Annotated in this window: 27 protein-coding genes; 15 read left to right on the top strand and 12 right to left on the bottom strand. The window is 72.8% G+C overall.

Annotated features, from left to right (window positions below):
- Positions 1-72 precede the first annotated feature (72 nt).
- Positions 73-870 carry an SDR family oxidoreductase gene (locus tag ACZ4WQ_RS22945; protein WP_385341214.1) on the bottom strand — a complete coding sequence of 266 codons (798 nt, stop codon included), beginning with the start codon at positions 868-870 and terminating at the stop codon, positions 73-75.
- A 126-nt stretch (positions 871-996) separates the two neighbouring features.
- On the opposite strand from ACZ4WQ_RS22945, the gene uraD reads away from it, so the two are divergent.
- Genes uraD through ACZ4WQ_RS22965 form a run of 4 tightly spaced genes read left to right on the top strand, consistent with a single transcriptional unit; the run spans position 997 to position 4,187 of the window.
- Positions 997-1,518: a 2-oxo-4-hydroxy-4-carboxy-5-ureidoimidazoline decarboxylase gene (uraD, locus tag ACZ4WQ_RS22950; protein ID WP_358844180.1), complete on the top strand. Its 522-nt coding sequence runs from the start codon at positions 997-999 to the stop codon at positions 1,516-1,518.
- On the top strand, positions 1,518-1,877 hold the full coding sequence (gene uraH, locus ACZ4WQ_RS22955) for a hydroxyisourate hydrolase (RefSeq protein ID WP_398373809.1): 360 nt from the start codon (positions 1,518-1,520) through the stop codon (positions 1,875-1,877). Before uraD ends, uraH begins: the two co-directional genes overlap by 1 nt.
- A 5-nt stretch (positions 1,878-1,882) precedes the next feature.
- Positions 1,883-2,764, top strand: a complete 882-nt coding sequence (gene pucL / locus ACZ4WQ_RS22960) for a factor-independent urate hydroxylase (RefSeq protein ID WP_385341210.1) — start codon at positions 1,883-1,885, stop codon at positions 2,762-2,764.
- 13 nt (positions 2,765-2,777) lie between these two features.
- The gene (locus tag ACZ4WQ_RS22965) at positions 2,778-4,187 is read left to right on the top strand and encodes an 8-oxoguanine deaminase (RefSeq protein WP_385341208.1); all 1,410 of its coding nucleotides are present in this window, start codon (positions 2,778-2,780) and stop codon (positions 4,185-4,187) included.
- Between the two features lie 70 nt (positions 4,188-4,257).
- Here ACZ4WQ_RS22965 and ACZ4WQ_RS22970 read toward each other — a convergent pair whose 3' ends face one another.
- Positions 4,258-5,451: a L,D-transpeptidase family protein gene (locus ACZ4WQ_RS22970; protein ID WP_311723470.1), complete on the bottom strand. Its 1,194-nt coding sequence runs from the start codon at positions 5,449-5,451 to the stop codon at positions 4,258-4,260.
- A gap of 205 nt (positions 5,452-5,656) precedes the next feature.
- Between ACZ4WQ_RS22970 and ACZ4WQ_RS22975 the strand changes: the two genes are divergently transcribed.
- From ACZ4WQ_RS22975 to ACZ4WQ_RS23000, 6 genes are all read left to right on the top strand, one after another.
- On the top strand, positions 5,657-6,790 hold the full coding sequence (locus ACZ4WQ_RS22975) for a beta propeller repeat protein (protein ID WP_468022366.1): 1,134 nt from the start codon (positions 5,657-5,659) through the stop codon (positions 6,788-6,790).
- Between the two features lie 228 nt (positions 6,791-7,018).
- Positions 7,019-8,203 (top strand): lipid II:glycine glycyltransferase FemX, encoded by a 1,185-nt coding sequence (locus ACZ4WQ_RS22980; protein WP_398373812.1) that lies wholly within the window; start codon positions 7,019-7,021, stop codon positions 8,201-8,203.
- A gap of 164 nt (positions 8,204-8,367) precedes the next feature.
- Complete coding sequence (gene murJ, locus ACZ4WQ_RS22985) at positions 8,368-9,984, top strand: murein biosynthesis integral membrane protein MurJ (RefSeq protein ID WP_398374011.1); 1,617 nt, start codon at positions 8,368-8,370, stop codon at positions 9,982-9,984.
- 74 nt (positions 9,985-10,058) lie between these two features.
- Complete coding sequence (locus ACZ4WQ_RS22990; protein WP_311723466.1) at positions 10,059-10,739, top strand: response regulator transcription factor; 681 nt, start codon at positions 10,059-10,061, stop codon at positions 10,737-10,739.
- Between the two features lie 7 nt (positions 10,740-10,746).
- On the top strand, positions 10,747-12,216 hold the full coding sequence (locus tag ACZ4WQ_RS22995; RefSeq protein WP_398373813.1) for an ATP-binding protein: 1,470 nt from the start codon (positions 10,747-10,749) through the stop codon (positions 12,214-12,216).
- Positions 12,213-12,725 carry a hypothetical protein gene (locus ACZ4WQ_RS23000; RefSeq protein ID WP_311723464.1) on the top strand — a complete coding sequence of 171 codons (513 nt, stop codon included), beginning with the start codon at positions 12,213-12,215 and terminating at the stop codon, positions 12,723-12,725. The genes ACZ4WQ_RS22995 and ACZ4WQ_RS23000 overlap by 4 nt, the downstream gene beginning before the upstream one ends.
- 78 nt (positions 12,726-12,803) lie before the next feature.
- Here the strand turns inward: ACZ4WQ_RS23000 and aceB are convergent, their stop codons facing one another.
- Complete coding sequence (gene aceB / locus ACZ4WQ_RS23005; protein WP_398373814.1) at positions 12,804-14,420, bottom strand: malate synthase A; 1,617 nt, start codon at positions 14,418-14,420, stop codon at positions 12,804-12,806.
- A 104-nt stretch (positions 14,421-14,524) separates the two neighbouring features.
- Positions 14,525-15,133 (bottom strand): nucleotidyltransferase family protein, encoded by a 609-nt coding sequence (locus ACZ4WQ_RS23010; RefSeq protein WP_311723462.1) that lies wholly within the window; start codon positions 15,131-15,133, stop codon positions 14,525-14,527.
- A 197-nt stretch (positions 15,134-15,330) separates the two neighbouring features.
- Here ACZ4WQ_RS23010 and ACZ4WQ_RS23015 point away from each other — a divergent pair, with 197 nt between their 5' ends.
- Positions 15,331-15,723, top strand: coding sequence for a DUF5955 family protein (locus ACZ4WQ_RS23015; RefSeq protein ID WP_311723461.1), 393 nt, complete (start codon positions 15,331-15,333; stop codon positions 15,721-15,723).
- Between the two features lie 43 nt (positions 15,724-15,766).
- Here ACZ4WQ_RS23015 and ACZ4WQ_RS23020 read toward each other — a convergent pair whose 3' ends face one another.
- Positions 15,767-16,552 (bottom strand): IclR family transcriptional regulator, encoded by a 786-nt coding sequence (locus ACZ4WQ_RS23020; RefSeq protein ID WP_311723460.1) that lies wholly within the window; start codon positions 16,550-16,552, stop codon positions 15,767-15,769.
- 252 nt (positions 16,553-16,804) lie between these two features.
- Between ACZ4WQ_RS23020 and allB the strand changes: the two genes are divergently transcribed.
- Together allB and alc are read left to right on the top strand one after the other, a co-directional pair.
- The gene (gene allB / locus ACZ4WQ_RS23025) at positions 16,805-18,169 is read left to right on the top strand and encodes an allantoinase AllB (protein ID WP_398373815.1); all 1,365 of its coding nucleotides are present in this window, start codon (positions 16,805-16,807) and stop codon (positions 18,167-18,169) included.
- On the top strand, positions 18,166-19,326 hold the full coding sequence (gene alc, locus ACZ4WQ_RS23030; RefSeq protein WP_398373816.1) for an allantoicase: 1,161 nt from the start codon (positions 18,166-18,168) through the stop codon (positions 19,324-19,326). The genes allB and alc overlap by 4 nt, the downstream gene beginning before the upstream one ends.
- A 67-nt stretch (positions 19,327-19,393) precedes the next feature.
- On the opposite strand, the gene ACZ4WQ_RS23035 is transcribed toward alc, so the two are convergent.
- Entirely contained in the window at positions 19,394-20,419 is a 1,026-nt protein-coding gene (locus tag ACZ4WQ_RS23035) for an NACHT N-terminal Helical domain 1-containing protein (RefSeq protein ID WP_398373817.1), read from the bottom strand.
- Positions 20,420-20,564: 145 nt separating this feature from the next.
- Between ACZ4WQ_RS23035 and ACZ4WQ_RS23040 the strand changes: the two genes are divergently transcribed.
- Positions 20,565-21,746 (top strand): NAD(P)/FAD-dependent oxidoreductase, encoded by a 1,182-nt coding sequence (locus ACZ4WQ_RS23040; RefSeq protein WP_398373818.1) that lies wholly within the window; start codon positions 20,565-20,567, stop codon positions 21,744-21,746.
- Positions 21,743-22,663 (top strand): RNA polymerase sigma-70 factor, encoded by a 921-nt coding sequence (locus ACZ4WQ_RS23045; protein WP_398373819.1) that lies wholly within the window; start codon positions 21,743-21,745, stop codon positions 22,661-22,663. The genes ACZ4WQ_RS23040 and ACZ4WQ_RS23045 overlap by 4 nt, the downstream gene beginning before the upstream one ends.
- 17 nt (positions 22,664-22,680) lie before the next feature.
- On the opposite strand, the gene ACZ4WQ_RS23050 is transcribed toward ACZ4WQ_RS23045, so the two are convergent.
- From ACZ4WQ_RS23050 to ACZ4WQ_RS23075, 6 genes are all read right to left on the bottom strand, one after another.
- Positions 22,681-23,538, bottom strand: coding sequence for an SCO6745 family protein (locus tag ACZ4WQ_RS23050; protein WP_361188527.1), 858 nt, complete (start codon positions 23,536-23,538; stop codon positions 22,681-22,683).
- Positions 23,539-23,570: 32 nt separating this feature from the next.
- A complete protein-coding gene (locus tag ACZ4WQ_RS23055) occupies positions 23,571-23,726 on the bottom strand; it encodes a hypothetical protein (protein ID WP_361188530.1) in 156 nt (51 codons plus the stop codon).
- A 188-nt stretch (positions 23,727-23,914) separates the two neighbouring features.
- Positions 23,915-24,412, bottom strand: a complete 498-nt coding sequence (locus tag ACZ4WQ_RS23060) for a hypothetical protein (RefSeq protein WP_398373820.1) — start codon at positions 24,410-24,412, stop codon at positions 23,915-23,917.
- Positions 24,399-24,947 (bottom strand): RNA polymerase sigma factor, encoded by a 549-nt coding sequence (locus ACZ4WQ_RS23065; RefSeq protein ID WP_468022367.1) that lies wholly within the window; start codon positions 24,945-24,947, stop codon positions 24,399-24,401. Before ACZ4WQ_RS23065 ends, ACZ4WQ_RS23060 begins: the two co-directional genes overlap by 14 nt.
- Positions 24,944-25,174: a hypothetical protein gene (locus tag ACZ4WQ_RS23070; RefSeq protein ID WP_311723451.1), complete on the bottom strand. Its 231-nt coding sequence runs from the start codon at positions 25,172-25,174 to the stop codon at positions 24,944-24,946. The genes ACZ4WQ_RS23065 and ACZ4WQ_RS23070 overlap by 4 nt, the downstream gene beginning before the upstream one ends.
- A gap of 164 nt (positions 25,175-25,338) precedes the next feature.
- Positions 25,339-26,208 carry a maleylpyruvate isomerase family mycothiol-dependent enzyme gene (locus tag ACZ4WQ_RS23075; protein WP_398373822.1) on the bottom strand — a complete coding sequence of 290 codons (870 nt, stop codon included), beginning with the start codon at positions 26,206-26,208 and terminating at the stop codon, positions 25,339-25,341.
- Between the last annotated feature and the right edge of the window lie 54 nt (positions 26,209-26,262).

The following is a 26,262-nucleotide window of genomic DNA, read 5'->3' on the forward strand; positions in this document are numbered from 1 at the left end:
CGTCGTCTCCAGTGTGCCGCCGACGTTTCCATGGCGGACAGCGCGGCCCGAGGTGCTATTGGGCCCTCCGTCTCACCCCAGGCCGCCGTTGCTGTGGAGCAGCTGGCCGTTGACCCAGCCGCCCTGGTCGGAGCAGAGGAACGTGACCAGATTGGCGCAGTCCTGCGGCATCCCGAGGCGGCCCAGCGGGGTCGCCCGGCTCAGGTCGGCCTTCTGCCGCTCGGTCATCCAGCCGGTGTCCGTCGGCCCGGGGTTGACGGCGTTCGCGGTGACTCCGAGGTGGGCGAGCTCGTGGGCGGCGGCCAGCGTGATGCGGTCCATGGCCCCCTTGCTCGCCCCGTAGGGCAGATTGCCGGCCGTGTGGTCGCTGGTCAGGCTGATGATCCGGCCGGTACCGGGGGTGCCCCGGAACCTCAGGCCGTACTCCTTGATCAGCAGCCAGGTGGCCCGCGCGTTGACCGCGAAGTGCAGGTCGAAGCTCTCGACGGAGGTGTTCAGCAGCCCCGAGTCGACGGACTCGCAGTGGCAGAGCACCAGCGCGGTGACGTTCCCCAGCTCCTTCTCCGCCGTGTCGAAGAGCGCCGCCGGGGCGGCCGGGTCGCTCAGGTCGGCCTCGACCGCCATCGACCTGGCCCCGAGCGCGCCCAGCCGCTCGCGCAGCTGACCCGCGGCCTCCGGCTGGGCTCCCCAGGACATCCTCCGGTCGTACGGGGGCCAGTGGCTGAACGCCACGTCCCAGCCGGCCTCCGCCAGCCCCAGGACGATGGCCGTGGCGATGCCCTCCCGCCGGCCCGCCCCCGTGACCAGGGCCAGTGGCCGCTCCGCGCCGCCCCCCGCCTGCTCGTTCATCGCGCCCGCGCCATCGCTCATGGGGCTATCCTGCCCGGCCGTCCGGCCCGTGGGCACACGGATTTCCGGGCAGCGGGCCGCTCGCTGTAACCCGAAGTTTTCAACAAACTGTTGACGCCCTGCCGCGGCGGATCCTAGCTTGCGGGTGTGACTTCCAGCGCTCCGCCGGGACTGGCCCGGTTCAACACAGCGGACGAGCCGGGCGCGGCCGCGCTGCTGGGCGAGGTGTGCGCCAGCCGGGCCTGGGGCGCGGCGGTGGCCGCCGGGCGGCCGTACGGCAGCGTCGGCGCGCTGCTGGCCGCCGCCGAGGACGCGATGGCGGGGCTGACCGCTGCCGACCTGGCCGAGGCGATGGCCGGGCATCCGCCCATAGGGCGGCCGAGGCCGGGCGACGCCACCTCGGCGCGCGAGCAGAGCGGGGTGGGGGAGGCCGAGCGCGCGGAGCTGCTGGAGCTGAACCTCGCCTACCAGGAGCGCCACGGCCATGTCTTCCTCATCTGCGCCACCGGGCGCGGCGGCGAGGAGATGCTGGCTGCTCTCAACGAGCGGATCGGCAACGACGCGGACACCGAACGCGAGATCGTCCGCGCCGAGCTGGGCAAGATCAATCGCATTCGGCTGGCCCGGCTTGTGGACGTCGGGCATGAGGAAGAAGGAGGGCAGGGGTGATGGCCACGGCATCCGGTACGCGCACCTCCGTGTCCACGCACATCCTGGACACCTCCCTCGGCCGCCCGGCCGCCGGGGTGTCCGTCGAGCTGTCCGTACGCCGCCGGGCCGACGCGGCCTGGGCGGCACACGCCGTCTCCCGGACCGATGCCGACGGCCGCTGCAAGGATCTGCCGGCCCTCCCCGAGGGCACCGCACACGCACGGCTGCGCTTCGAGGTCGAGCCGTATCTCGTGCGCGCGGGACACGCCCCCTTCTTCCCGGAGGCGGTCGTGGTCTTCGCCGTCGAGCGCGGCGAGCACTACCACGTGCCCCTGCTGCTCAACCCGTTCGGCTACTCCGTATACCGAGGGAGCTAGCACCGATGCCCACGCTCGGCCAGAACCAGTACGGCAAGGCGGAGACCCGCGTCGTCAGGATCGTGCGGGACGGCGCCGTCCACCACATCAGGGACCTGAACGTGTCGGTGGCGCTCTCCGGCGACATGGACGAGGTCCACCTCTCCGGCAGCAACGCCAACGTCCTGCCGACCGACACCACCAAGAACACCGTGTACGCCTTCGCCAAGGAAGGTGGCATCGCCTCGCCGGAGGAGTTCGGCATCCGGCTCGCCCGCCACTTCGTCACGGGCCAGGAGGCCATCCGCACCGCCCGCGTCCGGATCGAGGAGTACGGCTGGGAGCGGATCGAGACCGCCGGGGCGGCGCGCCACTCCTTCGTGCGCTCGGGGCAGGAGACCCGCACCGCCCAGGTCGCCTTCGACGGCGAGCGGTGGGAGGTGATCTCGGGGCTCATGGATCTGACCGTCCTGAACTCCACCGACTCGGAGTTCCACGGCTTCGTCAAGGACGAGTACACCACGCTGCCGGAGACCCGCGACCGCGTCCTCGCCACCGAAGTGCACGCCCGGTGGCGCCACGGCTGGTGCGACGACCGCGAGCCGGCGCCGGACTGGGAGCGTATATACGCAGACGCGAGAGGCGACCTGCTGGCCGCCTTCGCCGAGACGTACTCGCTCTCGCTCCAGCAGACGCTGTACGAGATGGGCGCGCGGGTGATCGACAACCGCCCCGCGATCGACGAGATACGGCTCTCGCTGCCCAACAAGCACCACTTCCTGGTCGATCTGACGCCCTTCGGCCTCAAGAACGACAACGAGGTGTACTTCGCCGCCGACCGGCCGTACGGCCTCATCGAGGCCACGGTCCTGCGGGACGGCGTCCGGCCCCGCATCGCCACGGACTGAAGGGGCGACTGACGTGAACAACACCGCGGAACCCGGCCACACCGCCGCCGCACCGAACCGCATCGTCATCGAGAACTGCGCCATCGCCACCGTCGACGCCCATGACACCGAGTACGCCGACGGCCACCTCGTGGTCGCGGGCAACCGCCTGGAGTCGGTGGGCCCCGGCCCCGCGCCCGCCGGCCTGGACGGGGTGGTCCGCCGGGTCGACGGCACCGGACATCTGGCGACCCCCGGCCTGGTCAACACCCACCACCACTTCTACCAGTGGCTCACCCGCGGCCTGGCCCAGGACCACAACCTCTTCGACTGGCTGGTCGCGCTCTACCCCACCTGGGCCCGGATCGACGAGCCGATGGTGCACGAGGCAGCGCGCGCCTCGCTGGCCATGATGGTCCGCGGCGGCGTCACCTGCGCCATGGACCACCACTACGTCTTCCCGCGCGGCGCGGGCGACCTGCTGGGCGCCGAGATCAGCGCGGCGCGGGAGCTGGGCGTGCGGTTCACGGCCGCGCGCGGCTCCATGGACCGGGGTGTCTCGGACGGCGGGCTACCGCCGGACTTCGCAGTCGAGACCACCGAAGGCGCGCTGCGCGCCACCGAGGAGGCGATCGACACCCACCACGACCCCTCCTTCGACTCCATGCTGCACATCGCGGTCGCGCCCTGCTCGCCCTTCTCGGTCTCCACCGAACTGCTGCGCGAGGGCGCGGCGCTGGCCCGCCGCAAGGGCGTACGGCTGCACACGCACGGCTCGGAGACGGTGGAGGAGGAGAAGTTCTGCCACGAGCTGTTCGGGATGGGCCCGACCGACTACTTCGAGTCGACCGGCTGGCTGGGCGAGGACGTGTGGATGGCGCACTGCGTCCATATGAACGACGCCGACATCGCGGCCTTCGCCCGCACCGGCACGGGCGTGGCGCACTGCCCCTCGTCCAACGCCCGGCTGGCCGCGGGCATCGCGCGCGTCCCCGACCTGCTGGCCGCCGGAGTGCCGGTCGGCCTGGGCGTGGACGGCACCGCCTCCAACGAGTCCGGCGAGCTGCACACCGAACTGCGCAACGCCCTGCTGGTGGGCCGGCTCGGACCGCACCGGGAGGCGGCGCTGAACGTCCGTCAGGCGCTGCGCCTCGGCACCTACGGCGGGGCCCGGGTGCTCGGCCGGCAGGACCAGATCGGCTCGCTGGAGCCGGGCAAGCTGGCCGACCTGGTGCTGTGGAAGCTGGACGGCCTCGGCCACTCGACGATCGCCGACCCGGTCGCGGCGCTGGTCCTCGGCCCGCCCGCGCCGGTGACCCTGTCGCTCGTGGACGGCCGCCCGGTGGTGGAGGCGGGCCGGCTGATGACCGCCGACGAGGACGACATCGCCCGCCGCGCCCGCGACGAGGCCCGCCGGCTCGCCCGTATCGCGGCCGACGGCTGAGCGGCGGGGCGGCTCATGGCAGGGCGGCTGAGTGGCACGGCGGCTGAGTGGCTGAGCCAATGCGCCCCGGTCAGCGCAGGGCGCTCTTGGCCCGCCACTCCTCCCAGCTCACGTTCCAGTCGCCGAAGCCGTTGTTCAGCGCCACCTGCCCCTTCGTCTCCGCGCCCTTGACCTCGAACGGGTCGCCGATGCGGGCGTGTTCGTACAGCCACGCCGCGTTGGCGTCGCTCATGCCGATGCAGCCGTGGCTCTTGTTGGCCTTGCCGAAGTAGGCGGCGTTCCAGGGCGCGGCGTGTGCGTACGTCCCGGACCAGGTCAGCCGCATCGAGTAGTCGACCGTCTCGTCGTAGGCGTTGCCGAGGCCGACGGTCTCGGAGTTCATCCGGATGGTGCCCTCCTTCGCCATCAGCACCTCGGTGCCCCGCCATGAGCCGGTGTCGGCGCCGGGGGTGCCGCCGGAGACCGGGAAGGTCCGTACCGCCTTGCCGTCGCGCTCCAGGGTGAGCCGCTTGTCGTCGAGGTCGACCTTGACCACCTGCCGGGCGCCGATGGTGAAGCCGAGCTTGTAGTCGCGGACGAACCAGCCGCCGCCCCGGCCCGAGTCGGTGCCGTTCAGCCGGGCGTCCAGGGTGACCTCGGTGCCCGGCCGCCAGTACTCCCTGGGCCGCCAGTCCACCCGGTCCCGGCCGGACCAGTCCTTCATCCAGCCCCACGAGCCCTCGGTGTTGTTCGAGGTGGTGACCTTGAGCTGCTTCTCGACGGCGGCCTTGTTCTTCACCGGGCGGTCGAAGACCAGGGAGATCGGCTGCGCCACACCGACCGTGGTGTCCCCGCCCGGCCGCCAGTCCACCTTGTTGACGAGGCCCGCGGCGGCGGTGGTGAAGGACGACTTCGCGCTTCCCGCCGCCCCGCCCTCGGCGCGGGTGGCCGCCTTGACGGTGTAGGTGGTGCCGGGCGCGGCGTTGCGGTCCGAGGTCCAGGTCCGGCCGTCGCGCGACACCGCGCCGGTGAGCCTGCCGCCCCGTCCGTCGGTGACGGTGACCGAGGCGAGGGTGCCGCCGCTCGCGGCGACCTCGACCGGCTCGCCCGCCCGCCGGGGCGTGACGGTGACCGCCACCGCCCTGCCGCCCGAGCCCTCGCCGTCGACCTTCGCCTCCGCCTTCGCCGGGGCCGCGCCGCCGGAGGAGCAGCCGCTGAGCGCGGCGGTCAGCAGGGCGGCGGCCGCCGCGGCGGTGGCGGCGGAGCGCACACGTATCTGGCGCAACGGAAACCTCCGTGAGAGTCGGGGAGATGACGGGACGCTCGGGACTCTAAGCCGCGAAAAGCACGGGAATCGGCCCGCGCGGCCATGTGACGGCAGCTGGAGAGGAACGGTCATCGTCCGGTCACATGCGCCGCGCGGCACGGTCACGGGCGGCTGTGAGCCTCCTCGCGTTCCGCATCCGAGGAACCGGAAGAAAGGGATCTCCTTGTCCGACACCACACCCCGCGTCGGCGCCGTCCGCCGTCGCCGTCTCGCCGTGGCCCTGGCCGCCGGAGTGGTCGCGCTCGCGATCGGCGCCGCCCCGGCGTCCGCCCGGCCCGGCTCCTGGCGCGCCGTCGTGCCGGAGGGCCTGAGCGAGGCCGTCCTCTACGACATCTCCAGCGCCGAGGGGGCGACATGGACCGCCGGGATCGATGTGACCGACTGGTCGCCGCTCGCCCTGCGCTGGAACGGCAGCGGCTGGACCAGGACGCCGCAGCCCGTGGAGCACGGCCGCTTCGACGACATCGCCGCGGGCGCCGGCGGCGAGGCGTGGGCGGTGGGCTCCCAGGGCGGCGGCGACGGCGGTGACGCGCCGATCGTCGAACGCTGGGACGGCGGCGCCTGGCAGCTGGAGGACGTGCCCCTGCCCGCCGGGGCGCGCGGCGGCTTCCACGCGGTCGCCGTCTCGCCGCAGGGCACGGTCTGGGCCGGCGGCGGCCTCTTCAACGACAACGAGGACGGGCTCCAGAGTCCGCTGCTGATGACCCGGAGCTCCGACGGGACCTGGCGGAGCGTGGAGATCCCGGCCGAGGCGGCCGTCGGCTCCACGATCAACGTCCTCCCGCTGGCGGACGACGACGTATGGCTGCTCGGGGTCAAGGGGGTCGCGCACTTCGACGGCACGGCCTGGACCCGCCAGCGGCTCCCCTCCCAGCTCGACGACACGACCTTCTACCTCTACGACATCGAGGAGCGGGAGCCGGGCGAGCTGTGGGCCGTAGGGCTCGCCCAGGACGACGAGCTGTGGCGGCGGCCGGTGGTGCTGCGCCTCGACCGCGGCCGCTGGAAGGAGGTGCCCACGCCGAAGGAGACCGCCGAGCTGCGCGGCATCACCTTCGACGACCACAAGCGCCCGGTGATCGTCGGAGAGACCGTGGACCCCGCGGTGGACCCGGACAGCAACTACACCCTGACCCTGGACGACGGCGGCCGCCTGGTCCGTGGGGAGCGGCCGCCCGGCGCCGGACACCTCATCGGGGCGGACACCGACGAGACGGGCCGGATCTGGACGTCGGGGACCGTGGACCACCCGGAGAAGCCCGGTTCGTACCTGCCGTACGCCGCCGTGCGCGACTGACGGACCGCAACCGTACGACCCGTCTCCCGAGGCCAGGTCAGACAACCCGTCTGACCTGGCCTTTCGCCATGCGCACGGCTATGCGCACGGACGAGTGCGCCGACCGGTGGCCATGTGACGGCGACCGCACAGGAACGGTCATCGTCCGGTCACACTCGCCGCTCGGCACGGTCATGGGCGGCTGTGAATCTTCCTCGCATCCCCATCAACGGCACCCGAGGAGGCGCAGTGTCAGCACTGCTGGTGACGGCGAGCCGCGGTCAGCGGGAAGCCCGGCTGGAGCCGATCAGCCCCGAGGCGTACCGCGCCTTCCTGGCGTCCCGCGCCGGCTCCGCCCTGGGCCCCGGCTTTCTCCAGTGCCCGTCCTGGGCCGAGGTGAAGGACGGCTGGCAGTCGAGGCTGCTCGGCTGGGGGCCGGAGGCCGGACCCGGGGCGGGGGAGCTGAGCGGGGTCGCGCTGGTGCTGCTGCGTCAGCTTCCCGGCACCCGGAAGTACTTCGCCTATCTGCCCGAGGGGCCCGTCGCCGACTGGACCGACCCGGACATCGACGGCTGGCTCGACCCGCTGCTGCGCCATCTGCGCGGCTGCGGCGTGTTCGCCGTGCGCATCGGGCCCGCCCCCGCCTACCGCGGCTGGCACGCCGCCGCGCTGAAGGCGCGCACCGGACCCGGGCGGCGCCTGTCCGACGTCCTCGCCAGCGAGGTCGACCCGCTGGGCACCGCCGTCGCCGACCGGCTGCGGGCCCGCGGCTGGCAGCGCTGCGGCGGGGACGACGAGGACGGGGACGCTCAGCCCCGCTATGTCTTCCGGGTGCCGCTGGCCGGACGGTCCCGCGAGGACCTGTGGCAGGGGCTCAACCAGGAGTGGCGGCGCAACATCCGCCGGGCCCACAAGGCGGGCGTGCGGGTGGAGTCGGGCGGCCCCGCCGAACTCCCCGAGTTCTACCGGCTGCTGCGGATCACCGAGGAGCGCGACGGCTTCCGCCTCGGCCGCTCACTGGCGTACTACGAGCGTCAGTACGCGGCGCTCAACGCCGAGGAGCCGGGGCGGATGAGGCTCTACCTCGCCCGGCACCAGGGCGAGATCCTCGCCGCCCACACCATGATCACGGTGGGCCGGCGGGTCTGGTACCAGACCGGGGCCTCGGCCGACCACCGGCGCGAGGTCCGCCCCTCCAACGCCCTCCAGTGGCAGATGCTGCTGGACGCCCACGACCGGGGCGCGGAGGTGTACGACATGCGCGGGGTACCCTCCACACTCGACCCCGACGAACGGCCGTTCGGGCTGCTGCGCTGGAAGCTGGGCACCGGAGGCCAGGTTGTCGAGACGCTGGGGGAGTGGGAGACACCATTGAGCGGCACCGCCAACCACGCGCTGTACCGCGCCTTCCAGCTGTATCTGGCCCGCCGATGAGCGCCCCCGCGAACCCGGCGGCCGAGGCGAACCCGGCGGCCGAGGCGAACCCGGCGGCCGAGTCGAACCCGGCGGCCGAGGCGAACCCGGCGGCCGAGGCGGTCGACGAGCCCCATGCCCCGCCCGCCGGCCGCCCCGCCTCCGTGCTGCGCAGCGGGGCGCTCATGGCCGCCGGGTCCCTGGTCTCCCGCGCCACCGGATTCGTCCGCTCCGCCGTCGTCGCCGCCGCGCTCGGCGTCGGGCTGGCCGCCGACGGCTACGCGGTCGGCAACTCCGTGCCCAACATCGTCTACACGCTGCTCCTGGGCGGCGCGCTCAACGCCGTCTTCGTGCCCGAGCTGGTCAGGGCCGCCAAGGAACACGCGGACGGCGGCGCCGCGTACACCGACCGGCTGCTCACCGTCTGCACCGCGGCCCTGCTGCTGATCACTGCCGGGGCGGTGCTCGCCGCGCCCGCCATCGTCGCGGCGTACACCGACTACACGGGCGGGCAGGCCACGATGACGGTCGCCTTCGCCCGCTATTGCCTGCCGCAGATCTTCTTCCTCGGGCTCTTCACCCTGCTGGGGCAGGTGCTGAACGCCCGGGGCCGGTTCGGCGCGATGATGTGGACCCCCGTCCTCAACAACGTCGTCGTGATCGCCGTGTTCGGCCTGTATCTGGCCACGGCCGGTACCGGGGGCACGCTCACCCCCGGCGAGACCGCGCTGCTCGGCTGGGGGACGACCGCGGGCATCGCCGTCCAGGCGCTGGCGCTGCTGCCGTCGCTGCGCGCGGCGCGCTTCCGCTGGCGGCCGAGGTTCGACTGGCGGGGCAGCGGGCTGTCCCGGCCGCTGCGCTCGGCCGGTTGGCTGGTGCTGCTGGTGTTCACCAACCAGGTCGCGTACTGGGTGGTGACCTGGCTGGCGACGCGGGCCGGGGAGCGCGCGGCGGCCGAGGGGACGGACGGCGCCGGGTTCAGCGCATACAACAACGCGTATCTGCTGTGGGCCGTACCGCACGGGATCGTGACCGTGTCGCTGGTCACCGCGCTGATGCCGAGGATGAGCGGGGCGGCGGCCGACGGCGACACCGCGGCCGTGCGGCGGGACGTCTCGTACGCCCTGCGCAGCAGCGCCGCCGCCGTCGTGCCCGCCGCCTGCGCGCTCTTCTCGCTCGCCGGGCCGGTGATGGCGGCCGTCTTCCAGTACGGCAGGACCGGCGCGGACGACATCGAGGTCATGGCGGGGACCCTGATGGCGTTCGCCCCGGGGCTGGTGGCCTTCTCCGGGCAGTACGTCCTCTCGCGCGCCTTCTACGCGCTCTCCGACACCCGCACGCCCTTCCTGCTGAACCTGGTGATCTCCGGGCTCAACGCGGGGCTGTCCGTGGCCGCGTATCTGCTGCTGCCCGCGCGCTGGGCGGTCACCGGGATGGCCGGGGCCTATTCGGTGGCGCTGTTCGCGGGCTGGGCGGCCACCGCGTATGTGCTGAACCGCAGGCTCCCGCCGACGCCCGCGCCCACGCCGGGCGGGCGGGGGCGGACGAGGGTGCGGCGGGGCGGGCTGTGGCGCTCGCCGTCCGTGGGCGCGCTGGTCCGGCTGCTGCTGGCCGCCGCGCCGGCCACCGTCTACGGCCAGTTGGCGGCCACCCGCACGGCCTCCTTGGGCCCGGTCGCCGCCGCCACCGCGGGCCTGGCGGCCATCGCGGCGGTCTACGCGATCCTGGCGGGGCCGCTGCGCCTGACCGAACTGGACGCGGCGCTCAAGGCGGTGTTCCGCAAACTGCGCCGCCGCACCTGACCGGATGCCGCGCCTGACCGGATGCCGCGCCTGAACAGACGCCGCCTCACCTGCTGGAATGGAATACTCCGCACATGCCACGCGTCCTTCTCATAGAAGACGACCCCTCTGTCCGCGAAGGGATCGAACTCGGCCTGCGCCGCCGCGGACACGAGGTGCGCACCGCCGCCACCGGCGAGGCCGGGCTCACCGCCATCCGTGAGTTCCAGCCCGACCTGCTGCTCCTGGACCTCATGCTGCCCGGCATCAACGGAGTCCAGGTCTGCCGCCAGGTCCGCGAGGCCAGCCAGCTGCCGATCATCATGCTCACCGCGCGTGGCGACGACTTCGACGTGGTGGTCGGTCTTGAGGCCGGGGCCGACGACTACATCGTCAAACCCGCCCGTACCGAGGTCATCGAGGCCCGTATCCGGGCCGTGCTGCGCCGCATCGAGGAGCCCGGCGGGCGCCCAGCCGTCGAGTTCTACGGCGACCTCGCCATCGACCGCGCAGGGCTGGCCGTGTCCAAGGCCGGGGAACGCCTCGCCCTCGCGCCCTCCGAGCTGAAGCTCCTGCTGTATCTGACCGCCGCGCCCGAGCAGGTCTTCAGCCGTCAGCAACTGCTCGAACAGGTCTGGGAGCACAGCTACCACGGCGACGCCCGCCTGGTCGACGCCTGCGTACGGCGGCTGCGCCACAAGATCGAGGACGTGGCCGGCAGCCCGCGTTACATACAGACCCTGCGGGGCTTCGGCTACCGCTTCGGACCGCTGTGAGCCCCCGTTGACCCGCTGGAGAGCCCGCATCGGGCTGCGCACCCGGCTCGTGCTCGCCTTCCTGCTGGTCGCCGCGGTCAGCGCCGGCACCACCGCGACCCTCACCTACCGCAAGGCGCGCACCGCGATCCTCGAACAGGCCCAGGACACCGCCGTCTCCTCCTTCCGGGACCGGGTCAGCGATATGGGCGTCCAGCTCCCCGTCGAGCCCAAGTCCCTTCAGGAGCGCCTGCGTCAGCTCGCCCGGCAGGGCAAGCCGCACCCCTGGGTGGTGTTCGCCGAGTACGGCTCGGTCCGGGTCTCCTCCGGCACCAGCCCCGTCTCCACCGTCATCACCCCGGAGCTGCGCCGCGCCGCGCTCGCCAGCCCGCGCAGCGGCAGCTTCCAGCGGGTCGAGAAGCACGGCGCCCCCTGGCTGACCGTCGCCGTCCCGACCGTCTTCCGGGCCGGGAAGACCGTGCGCCCCACCGGTCTTGTGCTCTACGCCGTGATGCCGCTGACCGACGAGGAGGCCAACGTCCGGGCCATGGTCACCGCGGCCCGCGACGGGGCCCTGCCGGGGCTCGCCGTGGCGCTCGTCCCCGCGCTGCTGGCCGCGCGCAGCGTGCTGCGCCCGGTGCGCGACCTGCGGAAGGCCTCGCAGAGCATGGGCCGGGGCCGCCTCGACACCCGGATCCAGGTCAAGGGCAGCGATGAACTCTCCGACCTCGCCCGCACCTTCAACGAGTCCGCCGTCGCCCTGGAGCGATCCGTCGGCGAACTCCAGGACGCCGAGGCGCGCGCCCGCCGCTTCGCCTCCGACGTCTCGCATGAGCTGCGCACCCCGCTCGCCGGGATGCTCGCGGTCACCGAGGTCCTGGACGAGGACGCGGCCCGCCTCGCCCCCGACACCGCGGCCGCCGTCCGGCTGATCAGCGCGGAGACCGGCAAACTCGCGGTCCTCGTCGAGGACCTGATGGAGATCTCCCGCTTCGACGCCGGGGCCGCCGAGCTGAACACCGACGAGGTCGACGTCGCGCAGACCATCCGCAAGACCCTGAGCAGCCGCCACTGGACCGACCCCGACGAGATCGTCACCGACCTGCCCGACGGCATCCGGGCCCGGCTCGACCCCCGCCGTTTCGATGTCGTCGTCGCCAACCTCGTCGGCAACGCGCTGCGGCACGGCGCCGCGCCGGTCGTCGTACGGCTGCGGACGGAGACGCCCCCGGCGCCGGACGGTGAGCTGCCCCGGCTCGTCGCCGAGGTCGCCGACAGCGGCCCCGGCATCCGCCCTGACGCGCTGCCGCATATCTTCGACCGCTTCTACAAGGCGGACTCCGCCCGCACCCGGTCGGAGGGCAGCGGCCTCGGCCTCGCCATCACCCTGGAGAACGTACGGCTGCACGGCGGCACGATCCGGGCGGCGAACGGCCCACAGGGAGGCGCCGTCTTCACCGTGGAGATCCCCGTGACGAGCGGGGAGGTGACGGCGTGAAGCGTCCGGGCAGCCTGGGCCGCCTGGGCTCGGCCACGGTGGCGGCCGCGCTGCTCACCGGCTGCGGGGTGCGGCAGAGCGATGTAGTCGAGGCCGGCGGCCCGGCCACCGTCACCGTCCTGCCCGACGCCGAGCAGCGGGTGATTCTCTTCTTCGTCTCCTCGGAAGGCCGTCTGACCCCGGAGTCCAGGGGGTTCTTCCTGAGCCAGGAGGGGGAGTACGTGGTGCCCGGCGGCAAGGTTCTCACCATGCTGCTGGCCGGCCCGAGCGAGCAGGCGCGCGCGGCCGGGCTCCATACGGAGCTGCCCCGGTCGAGGGGGTTCGTGGGGGTGAAGGCGGGCCCGGACCAGGTGTTCGTCAGGGTCTCGATCGCGGTGCGCGACCTCGAGAAGACGGCCGTGCGCCAGCTGGTCTGCACGGCCGCGTACGTCGACGGCGGCGACGGCAACGCGGAGGTGATCATCACGGGCGACGACGGCAGGCTCCCGGCCATGGACTGCGACGCCTGACGCGGAGGGGCTCTGCGCCCCAGCCCCAAGGGGCGGGACACAGAGCCCCTGTGCGGCTCCGCCGCGTGCAGGCCCCGCTCAGCGCAGCAGCTCGTACGCCGGCAGCGTCAGGAACTCCGCGTAGTCCTCGTCCAGCGCGACCTTGAGCAGCAGATCGTGGGCCTGCTGCCAGTTGCCCGCCGCGAACGCCTCCGCGCCGATCTCCTCGCGGACCGCCGCCAGTTCCTCCGCCGCGATCGCGCGGACCAGTGGGGCCGTCGCCTTCTCCCCGTTCTCGAAGACCACGCCCGCGTTGATCCACTGCCAGATCTGGGAGCGGGAGATCTCGGCCGTGGCGGCGTCCTCCATGAGGTTGAAGATCGCGACCGCGCCCAGGCCCCGCAGCCAGGCCTCGATGTAGCGGATGCCGACCTGGACCGCGTTGCGCAGGCCGGCCGAGGTGGGCTTGGCGTCGAGGGAGGCGATGTCGATCAGCTCGGGGGCCGTGACCCGGACGTCCTCGCGCAGCCGGTCCTTCTGGTTCGGCCGGTCGCCGAGCACCGCGTCGAAGGAGGCGCGGGCGACGGGGACCAGGTCGGGGTGGGCGACCCAGGAGCCGTCGAAGCCGTCGTTCGCCTCGCGGTCCTTGTCGGTCCGGACCTTGTCGAAGGCGACGGCGTTGACCTCGGGGTCGCGGCGGGAGGGGATGAAGGCCGCCATGCCGCCGATCGCGTGGGCGCCGCGCTTGTGGCAGGTGCGGACCAGCAGTTCGGTGTAGGCGCGCATGAACGGGGCGGTCATGGTGACGGCGTTGCGGTCGGGGAGGACGAAGTCCGCCCCGGCGTCGCGGAAGTTCTTGACGATGGAGAAGAGGTAGTCCCAGCGCCCCGCGTTCAGCCCGGAGGCGTGGTCGCGCAGCTCGTAGAGGATCTCCTCCATCTCGTACGCGGCGGTGATCGTCTCGATGAGAACGGTGGCGCGGATGGTGCCCTGGGGGATGCCGAGGTGGTCCTGGGCGAAGACGAAGATGTCGTTCCAGAGGCGGGCCTCGAGGTGCGACTCGGTCTTGGGGAGGTAGAAGTACGGGCCCTTGCCCTGGTCGAGCAGGCGCCGGGCGTTGTGGAAGAAGTAGAGCCCGAAGTCGACGAGGGCGCCGGGCACGGCGCGGTCACCGGCCCGCAGATGGCGCTCGTCGAGGTGCCAGCCGCGCGGCCGGGCGACGACGGTGGCGAGCTCTTCGGCGGGGCGCAGCGCGTACGCCTTGCCCTCGGGGGTGGTGAAGTCGATGCGGCGCTCGTAGGCGTCGATGAGGTTGAGCTGGCCGAGGACGACGTTCTCCCAGGTCGGGGCTGAGGCGTCCTCGAAGTCGGCGAGCCAGACCCTGGCGCCCGAGTTGAGGGCGTTGATGGTCATCTTGCGGTCGGTGGGGCCGGTGATCTCCACCCGGCGGTCGTCGAGGGCGGCCGGGGCGGGGGCGACGCGCCAGTCGGGGTCCTCGCGGATGGAGGCGGTCTGCGGGAGGAAGTCAAGGGTGCCGGTTCGGGCGATCTCGGCGCGGCGTTCGGCGCGGCGGGCGAGGAGCTCGTCGCGGCGCGGGGTGAAGCGGTGATGGAGCTCGGCCAGGAAGGCCAGGGCCGAGTCGGTCAGCACCTCTCCCTGCCGCTCGAGCGGCTCGGCGTCGACGATGGCCAGCGGGGACGGTGCTGGTGCGGACATGGGCGGTCACTCCTCGGGCGACACACGGCGAAATACGTGAGCTTCCGTCTTCTGTTCTGTGGATACTAATTTCCTCATGGCGGAACTTCAACGTCCTGTTGGCCTCACTCCAGCCGCCCCAGGTCCTCCGGGGTGTCGATGTCGTCAGGCCGGGCGACATCGGAGCAGTCGACGAGCCTGACCGCCGACTGATGAGCCTTCAGATAAGCGCGTGCCCCCCGATCGCCCACCGCACTCGCCGCGACATCCCCCCACCGCTCGGCACCGAACAGCACCGGATGGCCCCGCAGCCCGTCGTACACCGCCGCGACCAGGCACGACGGCGAGTCGTACGCCGCCGCGACGCGGGCCACCGCCGCGGCCCCGATCCCCGGCTGGTCCACGAGCATCACCAGCGCCGCCCGCGCGCCCGTACCGGCCAGCGAGGCGAGGCCGGCCCGCAGCGAGGAGCCCATGCCCTCGGCCCAGTCCGGGTTGTCGACCAGCGTGCACCCGGGGAGCTCGGCCCTGGCCCGTACGGCCTCGGCGCCCGCCCCCAGCACGATGTGCACCGGGGCGCAGCCGCCCTCCCGCAGCGCCCGCGCCGCGTGCTCCACCAGTGGCCTGCCCCGGTGGGCCAGCAAAGCCTTCGGCCGCCCGCCCAGCCGCCTGCCGCCGCCCGCGGCCAGCAGCAACCCGGCGACCTGGGACTTTTCATGCGATGTGCGATCCATGGGCATTGTTTCTCCCGCTCGTCCCTTCAAGATCCCCCTGTGGTACCCGGTCTGATTTTCGCTCTCCGTATGGCGTGTCGTGCACAGAGTGGCGTTAACTGATCCGCGGCCTCTCGCGTCCGATCGGCGCGTCCAGGGGCCGTGGGGAGAAGGGGGCAGGCTTCGTGCAAAGCCGCGCGAGGGCGAGCAGGACAGTGATGTCCGACGATCACATGAGGCTCCGGACGACACCCGGCGCCTGGTCAGTGGAGGGCGCCGCGGTCGTGGAGGACAGCCGAGTGGGCTGCACCGAGGAGGATCCCAGAGCGACGGAGCTGCGCCGGGCCGTCGCCCGGCTGCGGCGCGAACTGGCCGCCCACCCGGCCGACTTGCCGGACCGGGCCATAGCGGACGACGAACTCGCCGCGCTGGACGCCATGGCGCGCGAGGGAGTGCCCGAAGTGCCCCGGCTGCGCCGGGCGCTGCTGCTCATCGCGGGCGCGCTCGGCTCGGTGAGCGCACTGGCCGCCGCGCTGACGGGGGTGCGCGCGGCGATCGACCTCTTCGGCGAGGTGCCGCAGCCGCGGGGAAGGGGAGTCGGCAGGGACTGAGGGCTGAGGACTGAGGGGAGTCGGGAGGCCGGGGGGGGTACCGTCAGGCCGATCCCGTGCTGGCGAGCGCGGAGGACAGCTGGGCCGCGACCTCCTTGAGGATCGGAACCATGTCCTCCGTGGCCTCGTCCGTCACCCGCCCGGCCGGGCCCGAGATCGAGATGGCCGCCGCCGTGGGCGAGTCGGGCACGGCCACCGCGAGGCAGCGCACGCCCATCTCCTGCTCGTTGTCGTCCACCGCGTAGCCCATCTCGCGCACCCGGCCCAGGGCCTCCAGGAACTCGTCCGGCGAGGTGATCGTCTTCGGGGTGGCGGCCGGCATGCCGGTCCGGGCCAGCAGCGCGCGCACCTCATCGGCGGGCGTGTGCGCCAGCAGCGCCTTGCCCACGCCCGTCGTGTGCGGCAGTACCCGCCGCCCGACCTCGGTGAACATCCGCATCGAGTGGCGCGAGGGCACCTGCGCCACGTACACCACCTCGTCGCCGTCCAGCAGCGCCATGTTCGCGGTCTCGCCGGTCTCCTCCACCAGCCGCGCCAGATACGGCCGGGCCCAGGTGCCCAGCAGCCGGGAGGCGCTCTCGCCGAGCCGGATCAGCCGGGGGCCGAGCGCGTAGCGGCGGTTCGGCTGCTGCCGCACATAGCCGCAGGCGACCAGGGTGCGCATCAGGCGGTGGATGGTGGGCAGCGGAAGCCCGCTGCTGCCGGAGAGCTCGCTCAGCCCGACCTCGCCCCCGGCGTCCGCCATCCGCTCGAGCAGATCGAAGGCTCGCTCGAGGGACTGGACGCCGCCGGAGGCGGCAGCGGCGGTCTTGGGCTCGGCGGACGGCACGTCGGCATTCCTTTCGCGGCGGGTGGGGCCGGCCCTCCCGCGGTTGTCCCGCCCCGGCCGACCGGCCAACGGGCAGCCTACCCGCCCCTGGGCGGCCAGGTTCTGCGCTCCGAAAATCCACTTCCATTCTATGAACGGTCGCTTGGGGAGCGGACGGGCCTCGGCCTGTCGGGTCTTGACCCGGCGGGCGGCTCGGTGAAAACTCGTAGAGCAGAAAGTTGTTTCCGCTTTGCGGAAGATCGGAGGGTGCGGATGTCCGACGCGGATCCGGATCTGGTGCTGCGCTCGACCCGTGTGGTGACCCCGGAGGGGACACGCGCGGCATCGGTCGCCATCGCCACGGCCGACGGAACGATCTCGGCAGTCCTGCCGTACGACACGGCCGTCCCGCCCGCGGCCCGCCTGGAGGACCTCGGGGACGACGCCCTCCTCCCCGGCCTCGTCGACACCCACGTCCATGTCAACGACCCCGGCCGCAGCGAATGGGAGGGCTTCGCCTCCGCCACCCGCGCGGCCGCGGCCGGCGGCGTCACCACCCTCGTCGACATGCCGCTCAACAGCATCCCGCCCACCACCACCGTCCGGGCGCTGGAGCTCAAGCGCGCCGTCGCCCGCGCCGCGGCCCACATCGACATCGGCTTCTGGGGCGGCGCCGTCCCCGGCAACGTACGGGACCTGAAACCCCTGCACGACGCCGGTGTCCTCGGCTTCAAGTGCTTTCTGCTCCACTCCGGCGTGGACGAGTTCCCCCAGCTCGCCCCCGCCGAACTCGACGCGGCGCTCGGCGAGATCGCGGGCTTCGGCGGCCTGCTCATCGTCCACGCCGAAGACCCCCAGCTGATCGACCGCGCCCCGAGCCCCGGCGGCCCCCGCTACGCCGACTTCCTCGCCTCACGCCCGCGCGAGGCCGAGAACCGGGCCATCGCGGGGCTGATCGAACTCGCGCGCAAGCACGCCGCCCGCGTGCACATCCTGCATCTGTCCTCCGCCGACGCGCTCCCGCTGATCGCCGCCGCCCGGCGCGAGGGCATCGACGTCACGGTGGAGACCTGCCCCCACTTCCTCACCCTGACCGCCGAGGAAGTCCCCGACGGCGCCACCGAGTTCAAGTGCTGCCCGCCCATCCGCGAGGCCGCCAACCAGGACGCGCTGTGGCAGGGCCTGGCCGACGGCACCATCGACTGCGTGGTCTCCGACCACTCGCCGTGCACCGCGGACCTCAAGGTCGGCGACTTCGGACAGGCCTGGGGCGGCATCTCCTCCCTCCAGCTCGGCCTCCCCGCGGTCTGGACCGAGGCGCGCCGCCGCGGCCGTACGCTCCACGACCTCGCCCGCTGGATGTCCACCGCCCCCGCCGCGCTGGTCGGCCTCGCGCACAAGGGCGCCATCGAACCCGGGCGCGACGCCGACTTCGCCGTCCTCGCGCCCGAGGAGACCTTCACCGTCGACCCGGCCGCGCTCCACCACCGCAATCAGGTCACCGCCTACGCAGGGAAGACCCTGTACGGCGTCGTGCGGTCCACCTGGCTGCGCGGCCGGAAGATCGCCGACCACGGCGCCCCGGCCGCACCCACCGGACCCACCGGCCGACTCCTGGAAAGGCAGCACACCGCATGACCGCGCCCATTCCCCGCTTCACCGGCGACGCGAGCCCCTACGGCGGCGGCGACCCGTACGCCGACTACCGCACCGCGGACCTCCCCTTCACCCACCTCGCGGACCTGGCCGACCGGCGGCTGGGCGCGAGCGTCATCGCGGCCAACGACGAGTTCTTCGCCGAGCGCGAGAACCTGCTGCGGCCCGAGGCCCCGCACTTCGACCCCGAGGACTTCGGCCACAAGGGCAAGGTCATGGACGGCTGGGAGACCCGCCGCCGGCGCGGCGCCTCGGCCGAGCACCCGCACCCCGCCGGCGAGGACCACGACTGGGCGCTGATCCGCCTCGGCACGCCCGGCGTCATCCACGGCATCGTCGTCGACACCGCCCACTTCCGCGGCAACTACCCGCAGGCCGTCGGCGTCGAGGCGACATCGGTGGCGGGCACCCCCTCCCCCGAAGAACTGCTCGCCGATGGGGTGCAGTGGACGGAACTCGTCCCCCGCACCCCCGTGGGCGGCCACGCGGCCAACGGCTTCCCGGTCGCGGTGGCCCGCCGCTTCACCCACCTCAGGCTGAAGCAGCACCCCGACGGCGGGATCGCCCGCCTCCGCGTCCACGGCGAGGCCGTCCCCGACCCCGGCTGGCTCACCGCCCTCGGCACCTTCGACCTGGCCGCCCTGGAGAACGGCGGCGCCGCCGAGGACGCCTCCGACCGCTTCTACTCCCCGCCCGCCAACTCCATCCAGCCCGGCCGCTCCCGCAAGATGGACGAGGGCTGGGAGACCCGCCGCCGCCGCGACCACGGCCACGACTGGGTCCGCTACCGGCTCACCGAACAGGCCCGGATCCGGGCCGTCGAGATCGACACCGGCTGCTACAAGGGCAACGCCCCGGGCTGGGCCGCGCTCTACGCCCTCGACGCCACCGCCGGCGCCGACCCGGCCGACCACTCGGCCCCCGGCTGGACCGAACTCCTGCCCCGCACCCGCCTCCAGCCCGACACCGTCCACCGCTTCCAACTCGCCGGGGCCGCGCCCGCCACCCACGTCCGCATCGACATCTTCCCGGACGGCGGCGTCGCCCGCCTGCGGCTGCACGGCACGCTCACGGAGGCGGGCGCGGAGCGGCTCGCGGCGCGGTACGCGGAGCTGGGCGGGGGTGAACCTCACCGGTAGCGGACCTGCACGCCCGGCCCGAGGCGGTCGGCGCCCGTGACGACCTGCGTTGTGCCCACCTCGACGCTCAGACGGGGGTGGGCCGGGCGGCCGGCCAGCGAGGACAGGTCGAGCGGGCCTGGGTAAGGGCCATGGCACATGCCGAAGAACACCCAGACCGTGCCGCGGTGACGGCCAGCCAGTTGAGCAGCGTCGTCTTCCCGGAGCCCGCTTCCCCGCGCAACAGCACACGTGGCGCCTGCTTCAGTGCCGCCTCGACCCGTACGCTCGTCGGCGACTCCTGCTCGGCCGTGTCCCATGCGCCGATGCCCGTCCGTAACCGGTCGACGGACCCGTGGCCCGTCCGCCGCGCTGCCCGCGCCTCGTCCGTGCTGACGCGCAGACTGATGTATGCGACGGACAGCTTGGTGCGCGGCGCCTGCCCTGCCGTGAAGCTGAACAGCTCCACCTCGTCCATGGTGCGGCTGATGAACTCCAGATACTCCCGGCGGAAGGCGGCGTCCTGATCCGCGCCCTGCGGCGCGTACAACGACCTGACGGGCAGCCGCTCCAGCACCCGGCTCAGCTCCGAGCCGAGCTCGCCGACCCGCCCGAGCAGCTCGGTGACGCCGCGCTCGGTGAAGACCGGGAGGCGGCGCAGGGTCTGCACATAGCAGTCGCAGCACTCGGCCAGCAGCAGTTCGTAGAAGCGCGTCTCCGCCTCGCTCAGCCCGGTCGGCGGGGAAGCGGCGGTACGGACCCGGCGGGCGAGCTCGGCCGGGTTGGCGTCGGACCCGAGGATCGCCTCGTCGGACAGGTCCGCGTGGGCGAAGGCCGCCGTCACGGCGTCGAGCGCCGCCCGCCGTCCGCCCTCGTCCAGGCCGCGGAACTCATGCCCGCAGATGGGCTCAAGCCGCGCCGCGACCGCGTCCGCGATCTGCTCGAACTGCCGCTCCACGCCACGCTGGGCCCGCAGCCCCGGTATCCGCCGCCGGATCAGCGCGGACATGTCCATCCGGCTCTCCTGCTCGCGCGTACGCGGGTCGAGCCACATCCGGACGACGCGCGTCGCCAGCGTCCGCCCCAGGTTGATCGCCGCGGCCTCAGCACTCACACCACTCCGCCCCTTCGAGGTGATTCTCGACTGCCGGAACCTTCCTGTCAGTCGCTGTGTCGCGCGTCACATCGACCTCATGTCACGTTCGCGCTGGCTGCTTGCATCTCGTGGTCGTCAGCAGGCGATGAGGGAGGACGGAACGATGAGCGCACACCGTGTGGTGGTTCTGGGGGCGGGTTACGCGGGGATGGCCGCGGCGGTTCAGCTCGCGGCCCGGGTCAAGGGGCGCGAGGGCGTGCGGGTGACGGTGGTGAACGCGCAGGAGCGGTTCACCGAGCGGCTGCGGCTGCACATGACGGCGACCGGGCAGCAGCTCGCGGAGCTGAGCATCCCGGAGTTGCTGGAGGGGACCGGGGCGGAGTTCGTGCGCGGCTGGGTGACGGCGGTGGACGCCGGGGCGAGGACGGTGCGGGTCGATGACGATCGGGTGCTGGAGTACGACACGCTGGTGTACGGGCTGGGTGGTGTGGCGGACACGGCCACGGTGCCGGGTGTTGAGGAACACGCCTACACCCTGAACAGCCCGCAGGATGCCGAGGTGCTGGCCGGGCGGCTGGGGCGGCTCGGTGGCGGGGGCACGGTGGTGGTCGGCGGGAGTGGGCTGACGGGTGTGGAGTCGGCGGCGGAGATCGCGGAGCGGTACCCGGAGTTGAATGTGGTGCTGCTGGGCCGGGGTGAGCCTGGTGCGGCGATGAACCCGAAGGCCCGGGCGTACATGCGGGCCGCGCTCCAGCGCCTGGGTGTTCAGGTGCGTAGCGGGGTCGAGGTGGCGAAGGTGCTGCCGGATGCGGTCGAGCTGGCGGGTGGGGAGAGCGTCGCCGCGGATGTGGTGTTGTGGACGAGTGGTACGCGGGTGTCGCCGCTGGCGGCCGCCGCGGGGCTGGCTGTCGATGAGCGCGGCCGGGTCGTCACGGACACCGCGCTGCGGTCGGTGTCGCACCCGGAGGTGTTCGCGGTGGGTGACGCGGCGGCGATCCGCCAGGGGTATGGCCTGATGCACGGCACCTGCCAGGGCGGGATGCCGACCGGTGTGCACGCCGCGCTGTCGATCGACCGGGTGCTGAAGGGCAAGGAGCCCAAGCCGTTCCGCTTCGGCTACTACCACACCCCGGTGAGCCTGGGCCGCAACGACGCCGTGGTGCAGTTCACCCACCCCGACGACAGCCCGCGGCGGGCGTATCTGACCGGCAGGTTTGCCGCCAGGTATAAGGAGACGGTGACTGCTTCGCCCTGGCCGACCTATGGCCGTATGAAGAAGATGCCCGCTTCGGGCGCGTTCTGGCCCCGTGGCGGCCGCTTCACCCGCATCCGGGGGTCGAGATGACCCACCCCTCCCCGGACGCCGACCAGCAGGTGTTCAACCAGCATCGCAATCTGCTGTTCTCGGTGGCCTACCGTGTCCTCGGCACCGCGGCCGATGCCGAGGACACGGTCCAGGACGCCTGGATCAAGTGGTCGGCCGCCGACCGCTCGCAGGTGGCCGACCCCAAGGCGTATCTGACGCGGATCGTGTCGAATCTGGCGCTGGCACGGCTGCGCTCCACCCGGCACAAGCGCGAGACCTATGTGGGGCCGTGGCTGCCGGAGCCCATCCTCACCATCGGCGACACCGCCGAGACCGTCGCGGACGCCGAGTCGGTGTCGATGGCCATGCTGGTGGTACTGGAGACACTCAGCCCGCTGGAGCGCGCGGTGTTCGTGCTGAAGGAGGTCTTCGACTTCAGCCACGCCGAGATCGCGGAGGCGGTGGAGCGTTCCGAAGCCGCGGTGCGGCAGGCCGCACACCGTGCCCGTGAGCATGTGCGGGCCCGGCGGCCGCGCTTCACCGCGGACCGGGCGCGGCAGCGCGAGGTCACCGATCGGTTCTTCGCCGCCGCGACCGGCGGTGACGTCAATGCCCTGATGGAGTTGCTGTCCCCGGACGTCACGCTGTGGACCGACGGCGGCGGGAAGGTCCGTCAGGCCCTGCTCCCGGTCGTGGGCGCCTCCACGGTGGCCAACTGGTTCGCCGCCATCGGCACCGTCACCTACCAGGGCATCGAGCCCGCCGACATGAAAGCCGAACTCGTCGAGATCAACGGCGGGCCGGGCGTGGTGTTCAGCGGGCCGGACCGCGTGATCGCCACCGTCACCTTCGATTTCGACCCCGACGGCCGCATCACCACCATCCACAACGTGGCCAACCCGGACAAGCTCCAGGCCGTGGCCAACGGCACCGCTCACGACTTCGGGACCCAGTGAGCCAGGCGCGAGAGCGCTCACCCCGTCGGCTTCGGGACCCCGATCGGGTTGGGGAAGCGGAGCGCGGAGCCGCAGGCGGTCGCGAGGGGCGTCAGAAGGCTCACCAGGTCAGCCGCCTCGTCGGGGCCGAGCGTCTGCCAGGGGCGCTCGGCGGCCCGGTCCGTCGCCGCCTCCACCGTACGGAGGGTCTCGCGCCCGGCGTCCGTCGCTGAGCCGTCCCGGGCGAGCAGGCCGCGTTCGGCCAGGCGCTGCTCGGCGGCCTGCCACTGCGCGTCGGTCCAGCCCCGGACCGGCTGGAGTTCGGCGCGGGGGAGGTCGACGGCGGCGCGGAGGGCGAGGGTTTCGCAGCCGTCGAGACCGGCGGCGACGAGGGCCGCGACATGGCCGTCGCCGCGGTGTTCGCGGAGCAGGGTGGCGGCGTGCCAGAGGCGCCCCAGGGGGTCGTCGGGGAAGCCGAGGGTGCCGTTCGCGGCGGCCAGGACGCGCCCGGAGCCGTCCAGGTCCGCGGCGCGCGGGGCCAGGGCCTCGGCGGCTCGCTCCACCGCGCGCTCGTGCCCGGCGAGCAGGCGGGCCAGCGCGGCCGTGGCGCCCGTGCGGCGCAGCTCCAAGGCACGCTCGGGAGCGGCCAGGCCCCAGACGGCGGGGAGGGCGCGGGCGACCATGGCCGGCGCGAAGCCGAAGAAGGCGGCCACGACGGGGCCGGGCCCGACCGGGCCGAGGGGCGCGGCGCGGCCCGCGAAGTAGCCGCGCCAGAAGCCGCGGAGGCCCGCGTCCTCGTACGCGGCCAGGGCCTCCGGCGCGAAGTAGGTGACCGCGTGGATCGGCTCGAACAGGGGCCACATCGTGCGGGCCCTCGCCGCCGCGTCGTCTGCCATCGTGCTGCTCCCCTCGGGGTCGGGACGGATGATCACAGGCCGTACTCCCGGCGTACATGCTCCCAGCCCAGCTTGACCAGTGAGCTGATCGTGGCGCCGAATGCGATGCCGAGCCCCTTCTTCGCGTATCGCGAGTATTTCCGCTCGGAGTTCCACTGCCTGCGTGTGCTTTCGCCTGTCCTGGGCACTGCTTGCCTCCTCGGTGTCTTCATAGAGGAGACGCGGCCGGGGAGGGAATTACGTCAGAAAGCATGTGTGCGGCTGAGGAATAAATACAGCGGGGCCCGGTCTCGACTTTTCCCCCTGCTGTCGAGACCGGGCCCCTCCCCCGAAACGCGCGCGGCAACCCCTGTTTACCGCCCGCGTACTTGTTGCGTCACGTCTCGCTCGGTCCTGCCCCCCGTGTCAGGGCCGGGCGAATCGTCATCGGAAGAACGCTGGGTCGTTCTCCTGAGAGTTCTTGCTCCGCGTGCAGTTCCTCGACGACAGCGACCGCTACTTCGTCGCCGGCCTGCGCTGCGTGGCGCCACCACGCGTAGGCCGCTTCTTCGCCGTCCAGGAGTTCCACGAGTTCCGCGATACGTCGGAGTCCTGCACCATCCTTTCCCTCGTGATTCCGGGTGATCTCTCTCAGCTCGTCCAGCAGCTCCTCCCGGCTCGCGCCGGGCGGTATCGCGTACCCCTGAACGAGGTCCTCCTCGGATTCGGCCCGCCGGGGGCCGGCCGCGCTGTGGCCGACCCCCGTGGCGGAAACCGCTGAAGAGACGAATCCCAGCTCGGGGAACACCCGAGCCAGGAAGGTCTCCGCGTCGGGCCGAACCGAATCCGGGGAAGCGTGCTGGGATGCCAGGGCGAGACGTTCAACGACGTCCATCCCCGCCTCCTTTCTCTCCCCACGCCCGTTCGGCTTCCGCGAGGGCGATGAGCGCCCTCTTGTCGAATCGGCGGGCGGTCGACTCGGAGATGCCCATGATCGCGGCGATCTCGGGGAACGACCTGCCCTGCTGGTACCGCAGTTCAATGACTGAACGCCAGGTGGGGTTGAGCATTTCCAGCATGGGCGGAAGGCTCAGCTTCCACTCGATGTCGGAGTAAAGATCCTGCGTTTCCGGCACCAGCTCGCCGGAGGCGTATTTCTTGAGACGCTCGCGTTCCGCGGTCTCGCTGCGCTCCATGGAGCGCCAGGCGTTGATCACGCAGCGCTGGGCGTATCCGGGTGTGTTCCTGACCTTCCGGCGAAGGTCAGCGTCATCCCATTTCTTCCAGAGGCTCTCCAACACATGTTGTACGGCGTCGTCCGCGGCCTGGTGGTCGCGAGCGTGCCGACGCGCGGTCAGCCGGAGCGGCTGGGTGTGTTCACGGCACCAGGCCATGAAATCCGCCCGCGCGTCGAACTCCTCGTCGCTCATGCGGACCTCCCGGACATCTGCGCGACGCTGGCGGCGCGCGCCGTCGCCGGGGCGGCGGAATGGTGGTCCGGCCGGCTGGGCCCGACGGTGTGGCGCAACGTCGAGTGGCCGCCGGAGCTGACCTCGCGGGCGGTGGTGTGGGCGGCGGCGTGGACCTGGGTGGCCCGGCTCTCCGCTCGGTGGCGCGTCGCGGGGTCGCGCGGGAAGGCGTCGTCGACTGCGGTCATCGACGGCTCCCCCTCTCGGTGAATCGATCGCCTCGGACCCCGGTCCCAGTGGGGCCGAGTCCGATGGCCGCCGAAGAAGTACGGCCGACCACCCCGTAGACGCGGCCGCCGCGGCGGTTCTGTCACAACGGCCGGAAATTTTTTGTCCGTTGGGCCGGACGGGGTCAGATCTCCGGCTCCGGCTCCGGCTCGCGGACGATCGCGAGGATCGTCAGCGTGGCCCGCGCCAGCTTCTCGTCCCCGCGCACCGTGGCCCGGCGCCGCGCCTCCCGCGGGGTGATCCCGCGCGTGGCCAGCCGCCACAGCGTGTCCGCGGCGAGCTCGACCTCCGCGGTCGCCGGGGTGGTGGGGTGGTCGTCCGGGGTGGCGGGGGTGCGGAGCGCCCAGTGGTCGCCGTCGCGTACCGCCGTCCACGCCCCGCCGCCCGGGCCGGGCACCAGGATCCGTACCGTCGCGCCGCCGTGGGCCGGGTGGGCGCGCAGGGTGTGGGGGAGGGCGCGCAGAAACGTGTCGAGCACGGGGTGCAGCAGCTCGGGGCCGGTGGCGCCCGGCCGGTCCACGGCGTCGCGGATTTGCTGCTGATGGACCCAGAACTCGGTGTACTCGCGGGCGGTGTCCAGCCAGTTCGGGGCGGGCGCCCCGGGGGCCGCCCAGGACACGTCCAGGCCGGCGGGCGCGGCGGGGTCCAGGCCGGCCCAGAAGTCGTCGAGCCGCGGGCCGAGCGTGGCCGGCAGCTCGGTCAGCACGCGCGGGCTGAGCTGCCGCGATACGCGGACGAAGTCCTCATTGGTCCGCGTGATGAACCGCGGCAGCGTCTCGCCGGGGCCGAACGGCGACCCCGGGTGCCCGTCGCGGCCGCCGGACAGCCGGCGGAGGTGATCGTGGAGGAGGTGGGCCACCAGGTCGTGCACGTCCCACCCGGGGCAGACGGTGGGGCGCCGCCAGTCCGCCGGGTCCAGGGCGGTCAGCAGATCGAGCAGGGCGCTGCGGTCGACGGGGAAGAGGGGGCGCACGTCCAGGGGCGCCCCAGCCATGCCCGGTCCATGCCGGTGCCTGTGTCCATGATCGGGATTATTGTGCCGTCGGCC

Source organism: Streptomyces sp. NPDC028305, from assembly GCF_055569495.1.

Bases quoted from the DNA above. Each gene is read 5' to 3' on its own strand.
- murJ (WP_398374011.1), top strand. From the start codon at position 8,368: ATGGCCGCCGGGTCCCTGGTCTCCCGCGCCACCGGATTCGTCCGCTCC.
- uraH (WP_398373809.1), top strand. From the start codon at position 1,518: ATGGCCACGGCATCCGGTACGCGCACCTCCGTGTCCACGCACATCCTG.
- pucL (WP_385341210.1), top strand. From the start codon at position 1,883: ATGCCCACGCTCGGCCAGAACCAGTACGGCAAGGCGGAGACCCGCGTC.
- ACZ4WQ_RS23065 (WP_468022367.1), bottom strand. From the start codon at position 24,947: ATGAGCGACGAGGAGTTCGACGCGCGGGCGGATTTCATGGCCTGGTGC.
- ACZ4WQ_RS22945 (WP_385341214.1), bottom strand. From the start codon at position 870: ATGAGCGATGGCGCGGGCGCGATGAACGAGCAGGCGGGGGGCGGCGCG.
- ACZ4WQ_RS23050 (WP_361188527.1), bottom strand. From the start codon at position 23,538: ATGGCAGACGACGCGGCGGCGAGGGCCCGCACGATGTGGCCCCTGTTC.
- alc (WP_398373816.1), top strand. From the start codon at position 18,166: ATGACCGCGCCCATTCCCCGCTTCACCGGCGACGCGAGCCCCTACGGC.
- ACZ4WQ_RS23070 (WP_311723451.1), bottom strand. From the start codon at position 25,174: ATGACCGCAGTCGACGACGCCTTCCCGCGCGACCCCGCGACGCGCCAC.
- ACZ4WQ_RS23010 (WP_311723462.1), bottom strand. From the start codon at position 15,133: ATGGATCGCACATCGCATGAAAAGTCCCAGGTCGCCGGGTTGCTGCTG.
- ACZ4WQ_RS23015 (WP_311723461.1), top strand. From the start codon at position 15,331: ATGTCCGACGATCACATGAGGCTCCGGACGACACCCGGCGCCTGGTCA.
- ACZ4WQ_RS22990 (WP_311723466.1), top strand. From the start codon at position 10,059: ATGCCACGCGTCCTTCTCATAGAAGACGACCCCTCTGTCCGCGAAGGG.
- ACZ4WQ_RS23075 (WP_398373822.1), bottom strand. From the start codon at position 26,208: ATGGCTGGGGCGCCCCTGGACGTGCGCCCCCTCTTCCCCGTCGACCGC.
- allB (WP_398373815.1), top strand. From the start codon at position 16,805: ATGTCCGACGCGGATCCGGATCTGGTGCTGCGCTCGACCCGTGTGGTG.
- ACZ4WQ_RS23045 (WP_398373819.1), top strand. From the start codon at position 21,743: ATGACCCACCCCTCCCCGGACGCCGACCAGCAGGTGTTCAACCAGCAT.
- aceB (WP_398373814.1), bottom strand. From the start codon at position 14,420: ATGTCCGCACCAGCACCGTCCCCGCTGGCCATCGTCGACGCCGAGCCG.
- ACZ4WQ_RS23040 (WP_398373818.1), top strand. From the start codon at position 20,565: ATGAGCGCACACCGTGTGGTGGTTCTGGGGGCGGGTTACGCGGGGATG.
- ACZ4WQ_RS23060 (WP_398373820.1), bottom strand. From the start codon at position 24,412: ATGGACGTCGTTGAACGTCTCGCCCTGGCATCCCAGCACGCTTCCCCG.